10 protein-coding genes and 2 tRNA genes are annotated in these 13,868 nt (G+C 35.2%); 4 read left to right on the forward strand and 8 right to left on the reverse strand.

Features of this window, described 5'->3' with window-relative positions:
* The first annotated feature begins 205 nt into the window (after positions 1-205).
* Both DJ533_RS07810 and epmA read left to right on the forward strand, forming a co-directional pair.
* Positions 206-1,273: a 4-phosphoerythronate dehydrogenase gene (locus tag DJ533_RS07810; protein WP_065995544.1), complete on the forward strand. Its 1,068-nt coding sequence runs from the start codon at positions 206-208 to the stop codon at positions 1,271-1,273.
* Positions 1,270-2,262 (forward strand): EF-P lysine aminoacylase EpmA, encoded by a 993-nt coding sequence (gene epmA / locus DJ533_RS07815; RefSeq protein ID WP_065995543.1) that lies wholly within the window; start codon positions 1,270-1,272, stop codon positions 2,260-2,262. Before DJ533_RS07810 ends, epmA begins: the two co-directional genes overlap by 4 nt.
* 251 nt (positions 2,263-2,513) lie before the next feature.
* On the opposite strand, the gene DJ533_RS07820 is transcribed toward epmA, so the two are convergent.
* The 4 genes from DJ533_RS07820 to pyrC all read right to left on the reverse strand — a co-directional run bounded on the left by DJ533_RS07820 (position 2,514) and on the right by pyrC (position 5,329).
* Positions 2,514-3,377, reverse strand: coding sequence for an IS982 family transposase (locus DJ533_RS07820; RefSeq protein ID WP_109849250.1), 864 nt, complete (start codon positions 3,375-3,377; stop codon positions 2,514-2,516).
* Positions 3,378-3,554: 177 nt separating this feature from the next.
* Positions 3,555-3,630: transfer RNA gene (locus DJ533_RS07825), tRNA-Glu, on the reverse strand.
* A 20-nt stretch (positions 3,631-3,650) separates the two neighbouring features.
* Positions 3,651-4,310 carry a ribonuclease T gene (gene rnt, locus DJ533_RS07830; protein ID WP_065991818.1) on the reverse strand — a complete coding sequence of 220 codons (660 nt, stop codon included), beginning with the start codon at positions 4,308-4,310 and terminating at the stop codon, positions 3,651-3,653.
* Positions 4,295-5,329 carry a dihydroorotase gene (gene pyrC, locus DJ533_RS07835; RefSeq protein ID WP_065991820.1) on the reverse strand — a complete coding sequence of 345 codons (1,035 nt, stop codon included), beginning with the start codon at positions 5,327-5,329 and terminating at the stop codon, positions 4,295-4,297. The genes rnt and pyrC overlap by 16 nt, the downstream gene beginning before the upstream one ends.
* Before the next feature lie 547 nt (positions 5,330-5,876).
* Here pyrC and DJ533_RS07840 point away from each other — a divergent pair.
* Positions 5,877-6,902: a L,D-transpeptidase family protein gene (locus DJ533_RS07840; protein WP_065991822.1), complete on the forward strand. Its 1,026-nt coding sequence runs from the start codon at positions 5,877-5,879 to the stop codon at positions 6,900-6,902.
* Positions 6,903-7,196: 294 nt separating this feature from the next.
* Here the strand turns inward: DJ533_RS07840 and DJ533_RS07845 are convergent.
* From DJ533_RS07845 to DJ533_RS07860, 4 genes are all read right to left on the reverse strand, one after another.
* Positions 7,197-7,272, reverse strand: a tRNA-Asn gene (locus DJ533_RS07845).
* 232 nt (positions 7,273-7,504) lie between these two features.
* Positions 7,505-8,929: a sensor domain-containing diguanylate cyclase gene (locus tag DJ533_RS07850; protein WP_065991824.1), complete on the reverse strand. Its 1,425-nt coding sequence runs from the start codon at positions 8,927-8,929 to the stop codon at positions 7,505-7,507.
* A gap of 210 nt (positions 8,930-9,139) precedes the next feature.
* Positions 9,140-10,423, reverse strand: a complete 1,284-nt coding sequence (locus DJ533_RS07855) for a GGDEF domain-containing protein (RefSeq protein ID WP_228716525.1) — start codon at positions 10,421-10,423, stop codon at positions 9,140-9,142.
* A 189-nt stretch (positions 10,424-10,612) separates the two neighbouring features.
* Positions 10,613-11,395, reverse strand: a complete 783-nt coding sequence (locus DJ533_RS07860) for an A1S_2505 family phage non-structural protein (RefSeq protein ID WP_065991826.1) — start codon at positions 11,393-11,395, stop codon at positions 10,613-10,615.
* Positions 11,396-11,745: 350 nt separating this feature from the next.
* Here DJ533_RS07860 and uvrB point away from each other — a divergent pair, with 350 nt between their 5' ends.
* The gene (uvrB, locus tag DJ533_RS07865; RefSeq protein ID WP_065991828.1) at positions 11,746-13,767 is read left to right on the forward strand and encodes an excinuclease ABC subunit UvrB; all 2,022 of its coding nucleotides are present in this window, start codon (positions 11,746-11,748) and stop codon (positions 13,765-13,767) included.
* The last annotated feature ends 101 nt before the right edge of the window (positions 13,768-13,868 follow it).

Consider the following 13,868-nt stretch of genomic DNA (forward strand, 5'->3'; position numbering starts at 1 on the left):
CAATGATTTAAAGCTCCTTCGGGAGCTTTTTTTATAGGTCATATGTAAATTTAAAAAACGAATAAAGCAAATGAAGATATAAGCACAGTTTTATTAAGCCAGACGTAACTTAGTGTTTTAATTTTACTGAAGAAGTTATCCGAAGTGCATGGAGATCATCGATACAAAGCGTTATGATAGACATACTATTGTATTGGAATAAATCATGAAAATTGTTGCAGATGAGAATCTAGCATTTACTGAGTATTTTTTTTCAGAATTTGGGGAAATTCAACAAGCAGCAGGACGTACATTGACTCAAAAAGATGTCCGTGATGCTGATGCATTGTTGGTACGTTCTGTAACTCAAGTAAATGATAGTTTGATTCAAAATACTGCACTTAAATTTATAGGCAGTGCGACCATTGGTACCGATCATTTAGACATTGCTGCGATAGAAAAAAATCAAATCGCATGGTCAAATGCAGCAGGTTGTAATGCCCAAGCGGTTGCTGAATACGTCATTACTGCCTTGTTAAAATTAAATCCAACTTTAATGGATCAAAATAGTGCTTTTACCTTAGGCATTATCGGTTTGGGAAATGTGGGTTCACGACTTGCATATATGGCGAAATTGTTAGGTTGGAACGTGATCGGGCATGATCCATTTGTACAACATAACGATATTAAACAAGTTGAATTGGAAGAACTTTTAAAATCCGCTGATGCTATCAGCACGCATGTGCCATTAACTCAAATAGGTGAACATAAAACCTATCATTTGATTGATGAAAATGCATTAAAGCTCATGAAACCTAATGCAATTTTAATTAATTCTGCACGAGGCGCAGTGGTTGCAGAAAGCGCTTTAATTGCTGATATTGAAAATAATCAACGACAAGTGGTACTTGATGTTTTTGAGCATGAGCCTGAGATTTCTGAGCATTTGCTGAATTTAGTTTCAATTGTCACGCCACATATTGCAGGTTATAGCTTGGAAGGCAAAGCACGTGGTACACAAATGATTTATGATGCATTTTGTCGTACTTTTGATTATTCAGCGCATAAAAAGTTTGAGTCGCAATTGCCTGCATGTGAACAGTATTTTTATGGCAATAATATTAAGCAAACCCTAAAAGAACATTTAACAGATATTTATGATATTTCACGTGATGATCAAAGTTTACGTGCCTGTGTGAAAGATGGGAAAGTAGATCAAAAAGCCTTTGACCACTTAAGAAAAACCTATCCTCTACGCCGTGAATGGGCAGCGCATGGAGGACCTAAAGCATGAGTAAGCTTATTCAAAATACTATGAATTATCAACCGAGTTGTGATATTGAAGCTCTTAAAGCACGTGCAAAAATGTATGCACAGCTTCGTCAGTTTTTTGCGGAACGTGATGTGTTAGAAGTGGAAACACCTGTACTTTCGCAAGCAGGCGTAACAGATGTACATTTGGCGTCTATACAAGCACATCGTCATGTTCAAGGTAAAAAACAAACACATTACTTACAGACTTCGCCTGAGTTTGCTATGAAGCGATTGTTGGCAAGTGGCAGTGGTGCGATTTATCAAATCTGTAAGGTTTTCCGTGATGATGAGCATGGGCGTAAACACAACAGTGAATTCACCATGTTGGAATGGTATCGTCCTGAATTTTCTCTAAAAGATTTGATGCTTGAAGTGACCGACTTACTCAATGTAGTTTTGGCTGCTCGTTTTGGTAAAGTTCGCCCAACCATTTACAGTTATAAACATGCTTTTATGGATCGTTTGGATTTAAATCCGCTACAAGCGACTTTGAAAGAGTTAAAAGATGCTGCATATCGTGTCGGTTTAAATATTGACTTGGGTGATGATCGTTTGACTTATATGGATTTGTTATTTTCGCATATAGTTGAGCCAAGTTTAGGTTTTGACACACCTGTATTTTTAACAGACTTTCCACCTGAAATGGCGTCACTTGCTAAGACTCGAGTTGATGAAGATGGGCAATTAGTTGCTGCGCGTTTTGAGTTGTATATCGAGGGTTTAGAACTTGCCAATGCCTATGATGAGTTGATTGATGCGCAGGTATTACGCAGTCGTTTTGAAGCGGATAATGTGGAGCGTGCAAAGCTAGGCTTGCATGTGATGCCGATTGATGAATATTTGCTTGCAGCTTTACCCAATATGCCTGAATGTTCCGGGATTGCTTTAGGAATTGATCGTTTGTTAATGGTGCTTCAAAATCAAATGACGTTAGAGAAAGTGCTAAGTTTTACAGCAGATGTGTCGTGATGTAAAAGATCATAGATTCGAATAAGCAGACAACACATTTTTAGCTATCCACTAAACTTAAACTCTGAATATGAAGAGTTTAAGTTTAATTCTGAATTAAATAATGGCCTACCGATGTTAGATGTTATACGATTAGAAGCCTATTTTTTAATTTTGATAAATATTGATAGCTATTGAGGTCATCCACAAGTGCTTGAGGTAGAGTTTAAAATTGAACCGAATAATATCTAACCTGAGTTCGATGAATATTATTAGTTTGCAATCAAATTTTTAAAAGTTGGTTTGCTAGTATTTAAACAATAGGCGACTACTGCCGACATAATATTCACCATAAAATTATTAACCGAACGATGACGTGAATGATCTATTTGATGCAAATTTTTTAATTGGTCATTCACTGTTTCTATCAAACCACGTCGTGATAATAATTGCTTTTCAAATAATGTTTGTGACTCTTTCTGCTTCATATTTTTTCGTGAAGGTGTTAATAATTTTAACCCTCTTGCGATTAAAGCATCTTTTTTTGTTTTACTTAAATATCCCTTATCACCAAGCAGGATACCTTTAAATTCTGAAGTAAGCTCCTCAAGTACTGCAACATCGTGAACATTGGCTGATGTGACTTTTAAATTAATAATCTCTCCTAAGTTGTTGATCACAAGATGTAATTTAAAACCGTAAAACCATCCTGTACTACTTTTTCCACGATTCGCAAGGTCTTTAAACACACGATGTCGTTTAATTCTAAGATTATGACAAACAACAAGCTTAGTTGAATCAATGATACAAATTCCTGTATCTGCTCCTTTAATTTGATTAAAGAAACAGCTAAGTGCTTGCAAGCAACGAGGCATAATTTCAACAAAACGGTTATAGCTAAGAAGTTTAGGGAAAGCAGATTTCCAAAAAGGAATGACCATATGACAATAAAAATATTTAAAGAATCTAAATCCAGATTGGTGGAATAAAATCACGATTGTCATGATTTCAGATAAGCTTAGGGCAGACTTCTGTAACCTTAAATTTTGATGTGGAATGAGAGATTTTTCTAAAGATTCATCAAATATTTTGCAAAAATCATCTAAAAGACAAAATAATTCTGTAATATGATCCATAGAAAGCCTTAGGTTGTAATGTTTTGTCTTGAGAACCAATACGTTACAAACTTTAGGGCTTTTTTTCTACTCTTTTTTTGATCGAACTCAGGTTATCTAGTATGTAAAATACAGTAATAAAAAAACCTGAGTCACTATACTCAGGTTTTTTATAAGAATGCTTAACATTCTAAAATATGGCGACCCTACGGGGATTCGAACCCCGGTTACCGCCGTGAAAGGGCGATGTCCTAGGCCTCTAGACGATAGGGTCGTATAGAAGATGGCGCTATCTTATTGATCTGCCATCAAAGTGTCAAGGAGATGAGGAGAGAGTTTGTTTAAAATATAGCAAAATAGTTCAGCCGTCTTTTGTGTATCGTATAAAGCAGAGTGAGCTTCTTTACCATCAAACTCAATACCTGCCTGAATACATGACTTTGCTAATACCGTTTGTCCAAACATCACTGCGCTCAAAGTAACTGTATCAAATACAGAAAAACTATGAAATGGGTTTTGATTCTTAGTACCAGTACGTGCAATAGCTGCTTTAAGAAAACCTAAATCAAAATGTGCATTATGCCCAACCAAAACCGCATGTGTACAATGTTGCTGACGGCGAACTTCATTCACAGCTTTAAAAATGCGTTTTAATGCTGATTTTTCATCCTCTGCCATCGCAACGCGCATTGGGTTTGATGGGTCAATACCGATGAACTCTAATGAGCGACGATCTAAATTCGCACCTTCAAATGGGTTGATATGCGCATGATAGGCATCACCAGGTACAAATTTTCCTGCCGCATCATAAATAATTGGAATACAGGCAATTTCAAGTAAAGCATCTGTATCCGCATTAAAGCCTGCAGTTTCAACATCAACAACTACAGGTAAAAAACCACGAAATCGTTGAGCAATTGTAGGCTGTATTTCAGTTGTCACACTTTTCTCCATTGAATGGTCTTACCCGCATACAACGGAATAATTTTTTCGCCATCCAAGTAGTCAAAACTTTCAGGAATGATTTGTTCTTCTTTAATCAGCGTAATGGTTTCGGTGTTACGTGGCAGACCATAAAAATCAGCACCGAAATGACTTGCAAAACCTTCTAAACGCTCAATTTTACCAATTTGATCAAATGCTTGTGCATATAGTTCAATAGCTGTTGGTGCACTATAGCAGCCTGCACAACCACATGCATTTTCTTTGGCATTTTTAGAATGTGGCGCACTATCCGTTCCTAAGAAAAATTTAGGATTACCACTCGTTGCAACTTCTAATAATGTTTGTTGATGTACTTGACGCTTTAAAATTGGTAAACAATAAAAATGAGGTTTGATACCACCGACCAACATATCATTACGATTAAAAAGTAAATGTTGTGGCGTGATGGTTGCAGCGACATTACGATCTTGTTCAAGTACAAAATGCGCAGCTTCACTGGTGGTGATATGTTCTAAAACTAATTTTAATTTTGGAAATTGTCTTAAAAGAGGTGCTAAAACTTCATCTAAGAAACGTTTTTCACGATCAAAAATATCGACATGATTGTGCGTTACTTCGCCATGCAACAATAATGGCACTTGATGTTCTTCAAGTTGCTCAATGACTGCATACACTTTACGGATGTCACTTACACCATTGTCAGAGTTCGTAGTCGCACCAGCAGGGTACAATTTAATCGCATTAACAAAAGCGGAGTCTTTAATTTTTTTAACTTCTGCTGGCTCAGTATGATCAGTAAAATACAACACCATACGGGGATCAAAAGATACACCTTCTGGTACATGTGCCATAATACGTTCACGATATGCCAACGCTTCTTCAACTGTTTTTACAGGAGGAACAAGATTCGGCATACAAATCGCACGAGCAAATTGTTGAGCTAAATCAGGAACAGTACGTTTTAATGCAAGTCCATCACGAAGATGAGCATGCCAATCATCAGGCTGAAGCAGAGTAATCGTGTTCAAGGCAATTCTTACTGAAAAATAAAGTAGATGATAATCTATTCCTACTAAAATGGTAACCGCTATTTTAAACTTAGCTGCCAGCAAAACTATTCTCTTCGCTAAAATGCTACTTTTTAAGCAAAATTTAACACTTAAAATAAATTTAAATAGCGATTTGGTAAGCTTATAAAATAACCATGTATATAAACTTTGCATTAAGAAGTAAATATATTTTAATTGTAAATTAATTAATTTAAATATCTTATTGATGATGAATTAAAATTTTAATTTATTGCTTAAAAAGAAATAATAGATTCACTTTTTATTAGATAAAGTGGTAAATTTGTCACGTTTTAAGAGGAGGACTCAGTTTGTCTGGCTGTTGTACTATATTTATTTTTTAGTATAATTAACAAACTGATATTAAATAAATATTTAAATTATATTTGCTTTTAATAAAGCAAATGATCTTGATTGGGTATTTTAAAAAATTAATTGCATAGGCTGCACTAGGCTAGCTCACAGTTTATTTTTTAATATTTAGAATGAGATGAATAGAGAGTAAAAAATGCGCAAAACTGTGCCATTCATCATGTTATTTACATGCTTCACCATTTTTAATTCATCCGTTTATGCAACAGTGAATAAAACTGCCAGTGAAGAGAAAAAAACTACACAAGCTAAAGCACCAGTGAGCTGGAGCAAAGAGGCGATGAATAATGCTATCTGGTCAGCACAATTAGCACGTGGGCAATATCCTGCTTATGCGCGGGCGCAAGTAATGTTAAATAATTTACATGCGTCTCCAGGACCGATTGATGCAAAAAGTGGAAAAAACTTTTTAAAAGCAATTTCGGCATATCAGCAAATGAATGGCTTGGAGATCACTGGGGTTTTAAATCAGGTAACTTGGAATAGTTTAGTTGCACAACAAAAACAACCAGCTTTTACTGAATACAGTATTACTGCACAAGATTTAAAAGGTCCTTTTGCAAAAAGTATTCCTCGAAACTATGCTTTACAAGCAAAAATGAAAGGCTTGTATTACACTCGAATAACTGAAATGCTAGGTGAAAAATTTCATATAGATGAAGAGTTTCTAAGACAAATTAACCCAAAAGCCAATTTTAATAAAGTAGGTCAAAGTATTATTGTACCCAATGTGCGCAATGATTTATCTGATGATATTACGTTGATCGTGGCACATAAAGGCGCACGTCAGCTGTATCTATTTAACCATTTAAATCAGTTGGTGGGTTCTTTTCCTGCAACAATTGGTGGTGCAAATACGCCCTCGCCAAAAGGCACACATAAAGTCGTGAAAGTTGCTGCAAATCCATATTATGGTTATTCACCTAAAAACTTTGTGCAAGGTGCTAATAAAAAACCTTTAACTTTACCGCCAGGTCCAAATGGTCCAGTTGGAAATATGTGGATTGCCTTGAGTAAACCTTCTTTTGGGATTCATGGAACACCTAATCCTTCTTTAATTTCTAAAACTGCATCACATGGTTGTATCCGTTTAACCAATTGGGATGCCAATGATTTAGGGCGAAAAGTAAAAGAAGGCGCTGTGGTTAAATTTTTAGAATAAATAAGAGCTTGAGTAATTTAAATCAAAAAATAGAGGAAATACCTCTATTTTTTATTTGATAGATTTAGCTAGCAATTGCCTTAATGGTTTTTTAAAACTAAATAGATTGTGCTTTGCTTAAACAAACAGTTTTTAAAAATAATATAACTGATCTCTCATTACTTTAACTTTTATACTTGAGCAATGAAGAGAGTAGCATTTAGAACATTTTCTAATTTTGAAGATGAATGTGAAATCATCAAAGCAAAGCTTATAAAGAAAAAACCCACTCATAAAGAGTGGGTTTTTAGAATTTGGCTCTCCAACCTGGGCTCGAACCAGGGACCTGCGGATTAACAGTCCGTCGCTCTACCGACTGAGCTATTGGAGAATCTGAGACGCATTTTATTGATGCAATGATCTTTGGTCAAGGAAAAAATGCAGTATTTATCTTGATTTTAACCTGTTTGATAAATATTTGATCATTTTTGCCACCTTTATAAAAAAGAGGAGGATAATGCATAATTCAAAGAGGAGATATTCAAAAGTTTACAGATATTCAATTGAAACGATGAGCAAATATTTCTTTTCAGTCTAAATACAATGTGAACTGCATTCAAATTCTACAGATCATAAAAATCTTGTTTTTTCTGATACATCATTTGATCGGCTCGTTTTAACATTTGTTCAATACTTTCATTCGCTTGGATAGTTGCTTGTCCTATCGCTAAATGAATCGGTTGTGAGGCATAGTATTGATTGTCAATATTCAACAACTCTTCAATTGTTAACTTTAACTCATCTACGGTTTTCTCATCTGCACCAGCCATTAAAATGACAAATTCATCGCCACCAATCCGCGATGCTGAAAATGAGGTATTGGTAATGGCACGATTTAAAAGATTGCCCATACGGCGTAGCAAATCATCACCAACATCGTGTCCAAATTGATCATTGGTAGATTTTAAGCCATTCATATCGATAAAAATAGCAGAAGTAGGGCGAACTAAACTGCGTTCTAAACGATTAATTTCTTCTGTATAAAAAGAGCGGTTGGTCAGTTTGGTCAGCACATCATGTTTGCCAAGATACTCCAAATAACTTTCCGCTTTTTTACGGGCAGTGATATCTGTGAGCGCAAGTTGAACTAGTCCCCAATCCTGTTCATAACCAGGAAAAACAGTAAATTGAAGCAACACATTACGAATCGAACCATCTAGTGCATAATTAATTGCTTCACGTTGATGATGAATATTTCCATTCCATAAATCAATTAATTGTTCACGAAATGTTTGTTGCATTTCTTTGGGTAAAATTTTATGTAAGTTTTTAAATAAAGTTTCTTTATTCGGTGCTTTAAATAAATCTAAAGTGGCTTGATTAACATCTAGTAAAATAATGTCATCTACGCATTGCTGAATAAAATCTGCATGTACATCTAAAAAAGTGACAAAATCTTCAATGCCCATTGCGCGCAATTGATCAAGTCTTAATTTTACACGACTAAAATCCTCTACCCATAATGACGTAGGTGAGTAAATAAAGCGCGATTCAGCCAAACGACGGTTTTTTTCTTCTAAACGACATGCATTTTGATAATCACTAATATCCTCTGTTGTAAGCAATACGCAAGATAAGTCATGTTGCCCTTCAGGAAGCACAACTCCTCTAAGTTTTATATCTAATCTTTTACCAGAGATAGTATAATTTGTTGTTGTACTTGAAAATTCTGTTTGACCTTGCCATAAAGCGAGGAGTTCAGAAATATGTGATTGAAACATTTCTTGTTGGAAAATAATATGCAAATTTTCACATAAATGATGAAGGTTTTTTGCTTGAAATACTTCTAATGTTTTTGGATTTACTTTTAATATTTTAATTTTATGTGCACACTCAGTAACACGAGTTAAGTCCTCTTCTAAAAAGGATTTTAAGTCCGTAATACCTTGTTTTTTCCAAATTTCGAATTGTTTTTGAACGGCACTATAATCTTCTAACCACATTGGAATCGGGGATAGATCAAAAATTGATGACTCCAAAATCGTCATTTTTATATTCCTAGTGCTTTAGTAGGTTAATCAAGTGAATATTGGAAATATAACATTAATTATTACGTGATAGCAAAGAACTTTATTTTTAAAAATGCATTTTATTTCACACTTTTATTTGTAATTCTTTATAGGCTAAAGCGTGGAAAAATATATTGTTTAGGTTATATGTAATATGGGTATTTATTATTAAAAATAAATAAAAAATATTTAAGAGCGATAATTTTGGTAATATTGATTTTTTTGCTCATACATATCTAAGTCAGTTAATCGAATTAAGTTTTCTATATTGGGTTCAGTATCAGTACAACCGACACCCGCTGCAATGTTAATGGATAGTTGATCAGAATTTTGATTTTCTTGAACAATGTAGTTTTGAATTTTTTCTAATAGTTTATATGCCATTGTTTCTGTTGCATGTGGCATCAAAATCACAAACTCATCCCCCCCAATTCGAGAAACAGAATAAGCAGTATTTTCAGTAGACTTACGTAAAATATGAGCAAAACGCTTTAATAAAAGATCACCATAATGATGACCTTTTAAGTCATTAATACTTTTAAGCCCATTAATATCTAAATAAATACAAGATGTAGGGAAAATAGCTTCATTTTGTATTCTTTTAACTTCTGCATTAAAAAAATTACGATTAAATAGTTGAGTTAACTCATCATGATGACTCATATATTTTAAATAATTTTCAAACTGTTTGCGTGCAGTAAAATCAGTATAGGCAATTTGAACAGTATCCCATGTTTGATGTGCATTTGGAAAAATAATAAACTGTTCACGCACATGAATAGTGTCCGATCGAAGCGTTTTATATTCACAATCACGTTCTAAATGATGGTGTTCTTGCCATAAATATAATAATTCATCTTGGAAATGTTGTTGATTATTTCCATTAAATAACGAGCGAATATTTTGATAAAAGTGTTGTTTATTTTCAGCTTTAAAGAGTGTTAATAGTGCTTGATTGACATCAATTGAGCGAATTGTTTGAAAACAGAGCAATAAAAATTCGGGATGTTGCTGGATATACTGTTTTAAGTCCACGATACCTTGTTGTTGTAACTCGGTGAATATTTTTTTGATCCCACTATAATCTTTTACCCAAAGCGCAGTCGGCGAGTGAATAAATAATGACTCTGCAAAACGGCGCGCATTTTGATAGTCTGAAATATTTTCAGTGGTGAGTAGTAAGCGTTCCCAACTATTTTCATGCCCTGGCATAAAGCTTGCTCTCAGTTGAATATCAATCTGTTTACCTTTGCACGTATAGTTAATAGAAGGGCAAATATATTGTGCTTGATTGTTCCAAAGTGCCATAAAAAAGTTGACTTTTTCAATGCTAATTTTTTCGGCATGCATACGTGAAAAGCTAGATAATATTTCATTTAAGTCAGCAGCTTCATACAAGTCTAAAGTGCTTTGATTGACTAAAATAGTTTTAATGACCATTAAACAAGGTTGTAAACGTTCAGGGTCTTCCAATAAATATTGTTTTAAGTCTTGAACACCATCATCAATCCATTGCTGGAATATTTTTTGACCGCACTAAAGTCCTGAATCCACATTGCCATAGGAGATAAGTTGAAAATAGATAAATCGACTTTCTCCATATTTGAATTCCTTTATCGAGTACGAAGGGTTATATAACTAAACATCTACTATGAAAACGAATTATTTTTTGGCTCGATTGGCTGCTTTAGGAGGCATAATCTCTCTTTGCCCTTGCCATGCTTCTATAAAATCGTGCTCATTGATTGTGTATAACTCTAAAATTGCCAAAATGACTCCACCTAAAGTTTTAGTCGCGTCAGTTTGAATATCAAGCTGTAATACATTTTTATTTTTTAAGGTATTTAAAATATCAGTTATTTCATAACTACGATCTCGTCCATTACTGTCGGTTGGATACATAGGAGTATTAATCACAATTTTCGCTAAACTTTTTTCAGCTTCATTTAAATCCAAAGCTTGGATGCTTTGAGAGAGGTCTTCACTGAAAATTATCGCTTCTTGAATGAAAGCTTGTAGTGAGTGTTGTGTAAGCTTTGGTAATGTTTTCTCAACAAAAGGACGAAAAGAAACAGGAAAAATCACATTATGTGAAATACCTTTAAACATAGGTGCAATTTCTTCCACCTTATATCCAGCAACCCCACAGCCGACCGCAGTCACAAAATATTTGGTTTTAGGATGGTTTTTAGTATAAATTTTAAAATCATCTACATAATGTTGGATTTGTGACAATGGCATTTGCTGTAAATGCTCATTCATGGTTGGAATCGCAAAACTTTGACCTGACCAACCACGCCCAACACCTTTCATTGCACCAAAGTATTGATGTGCAATTTTGGCTGCACCGCCTTGATGTGTACCTGCCATATTACTCCCAAAAACGAAAACCGTATCTTCTGGTAAGTTTTTAATAATACTTTCATCATGATATTGGTAAGTCATTTTGCTATGCTTCCATAATATGGCTATGCTTCATGTTGCAATTGAATTGGAGAATGGTCAAGTGGTCTAGATATGATATTAAAAGAAAATAACACATTGAAAATAAAAAAGAGCTGAGGAGTGCGAACGGATTCATATTTTGAGGAAAATGTGTAAGTAAGATGATTTTGTCACTGAAATTGTGGATATGAGATATCGCTATAGAAGTAAACACATAAATATGAAAATTCAGAGGACTTGTCCCCCACATTTGATAAAAAGTTTTACTAAAAACTCATTGATCATGACATTGTATCTATACGCTTTGCCCTCATAATAAAGACATTGTTATTTGATACCGAAGTATTTGTATGCAAGAAGGTCAACCTTTTGAACTCGTCACCAACTATCAGCCTGCGGGTGATCAGCCACAAGCAATTAAAAAATTAGTGGATGGGGTCAATAGAGGCTTGCATGATCAACTTTTGCTTGGGGTAACAGGTTCAGGAAAAACCTATACTATGGCAAATGTCATTGCACAAACGCAACGTCCAACCATTATCATGGCGCATAATAAAACTCTTGCTGCACAGTTGTATGGCGAATTTAAAGCATTTTTCCCTCACAATGCGGTGGAATATTTCGTCAGTTATTATGATTATTATCAGCCTGAAGCGTATGTGCCATCTTCAGATACATTTATCGAAAAGGATTCTTCGATCAATGATCACATCGACCAAATGCGACTTTCTGCAACGCGAGCATTATTAGAACGTCGTGATGCGATTATTGTTGCTTCCGTTTCTGCGATTTATGGTTTGGGTGACCCCAATGCTTACATGAGTATGTTGTTGCATGTGGTACAAGGTGATCGTGTTGCTCGTGATGACATTATTCGCCGTTTAGTCGAAATGCAATATACTCGTAATGAGCTGGAGTTTTTACGTGGTACGTACCGTATTCGTGGCGAAATTTTAGATATTTTCCCTGCCGAATCAGATCAATATGCCATTCGTATAGAACTGTTTGATGATGAAGTCGATTCGATCCGTTGGTTTGACCCTTTAACAGGGAAAATGATCCGCAAAGTGCCACGTGTTACGATTTATCCAAAAAGTCATTATGTGACACCAAAAGATAACTTACAGCGTGCGATTGGCACGATTCAAGAAGAACTTAAAGAACGTCAAGCGTACTTTAAAACGCATGACAAACTGCTTGAATTACAACGGATTGAGCAACGTACTCGTTATGACTTGGAAATGATGCAACAATTGGGTTACACCAACGGTATCGAAAACTATTCACGACATTTGTCTGGGCGACCTGCGGGAGAAGCCCCCCCGACTTTATTTGATTATATTCCTGATGATGCTTTGTTAATTATTGACGAATCGCATGTGACTGTACCGCAAATTGGCGCAATGTATAAAGGTGACCGTTCACGTAAAGAGAATTTGGTCAATTATGGTTTTCGATTGCCAAGTGCATTGGATAATCGCCCAATGAAATTTGAGGAATGGGAAAGAATCGTTCCTACTACGATTTATGTCAGTGCCACACCTGCAAAATATGAACTCGAAAAATCGGAGCAAGTCGCTGAGCAGGTGGTGCGTCCAACAGGATTGATTGACCCTGAAATTGAAATCCGTCCAGTTTTGACCCAAGTCGATGATGTTTTATCAGAAATTAATATTCGTAAAGATTTGAATGAGCGGGTTTTAGTTACTACCTTGACCAAGCGTATGGCAGAGGATTTAACGTCTTATTTGAAAGAATATGGAATCAAAGTTGCCTATCTACATTCTGATATTGATACCGTTGAACGAGTAAAAATTATTCATGAACTACGTACAGGCGTACATGATGTTTTGGTCGGGATTAACCTATTACGTGAAGGTTTAGACATGCCAGAAGTATCTCTGGTGGCTATTTTGGATGCTGATAAAGAAGGGTTTTTACGTTCAGAACGCTCATTGATCCAAACAATTGGTCGTGCGGCACGAAATATCAAAGGTAAAGCGATTTTATATGCAGATCGAATTACCGATTCGATGCAAAAAGCCATCGATGAAACAGAACGTCGTCGTAATAAACAGATTCAGTTTAATCAAGAACATGGCATCGTGCCACGTAGTGCTGTTCGTCAAGCGATTAAAGAAATTGATACAGGCGAAGTGTTAGATGATGATCAAATTGATGAAAAAATCATGAATCAAGCCCGTGTCATGAGTGCAGATGAGCAACATTTATTGTCAAATCCAAAGTTATTGGCGAAGCATATTTCTAAACTTGAAAAAGAAATGTTAAAAGCATCGAAGGAATTACAGTTTGAGCAGGCAGCACGAATCCGTGATGAAATTCTGCGTTTTAAAGCATTAATGTTACAATAGCGGAACTAAGCACAAGTTAGATTGTGGCTTTCATGAAATTAAAAGATACATAAAGCTACAATTTAAGCTTAAATTTATGATTATTTTAATAATTATAAATT

This window comes from Acinetobacter defluvii, assembly GCF_001704615.3.
In the GTDB taxonomy this organism is placed as follows: Bacteria; Pseudomonadota; Gammaproteobacteria; order Pseudomonadales; family Moraxellaceae; genus Acinetobacter; species Acinetobacter defluvii.

What these genes read in the sequence shown, in the direction of transcription:
- DJ533_RS07820 (WP_109849250.1), bottom strand. Translation starts at nt 3,377, where the DNA reads ATGGATCATATTACAGAATTATTTTGTCTTTTAGATGATTTTTGCAAA.
- DJ533_RS07810 (WP_065995544.1), top strand. Translation starts at nt 206, where the DNA reads ATGAAAATTGTTGCAGATGAGAATCTAGCATTTACTGAGTATTTTTTT.
- DJ533_RS07860 (WP_065991826.1), bottom strand. Translation starts at nt 11,395, where the DNA reads ATGACTTACCAATATCATGATGAAAGTATTATTAAAAACTTACCAGAA.
- uvrB (WP_065991828.1), top strand. Translation starts at nt 11,746, where the DNA reads ATGCAAGAAGGTCAACCTTTTGAACTCGTCACCAACTATCAGCCTGCG.
- rnt (WP_065991818.1), bottom strand. Translation starts at nt 4,310, where the DNA reads ATGGAGAAAAGTGTGACAACTGAAATACAGCCTACAATTGCTCAACGA.
- DJ533_RS07850 (WP_065991824.1), bottom strand. Translation starts at nt 8,929, where the DNA reads ATGACGATTTTGGAGTCATCAATTTTTGATCTATCCCCGATTCCAATG.
- epmA (WP_065995543.1), top strand. Translation starts at nt 1,270, where the DNA reads ATGAGTAAGCTTATTCAAAATACTATGAATTATCAACCGAGTTGTGAT.
- DJ533_RS07840 (WP_065991822.1), top strand. Translation starts at nt 5,877, where the DNA reads ATGCGCAAAACTGTGCCATTCATCATGTTATTTACATGCTTCACCATT.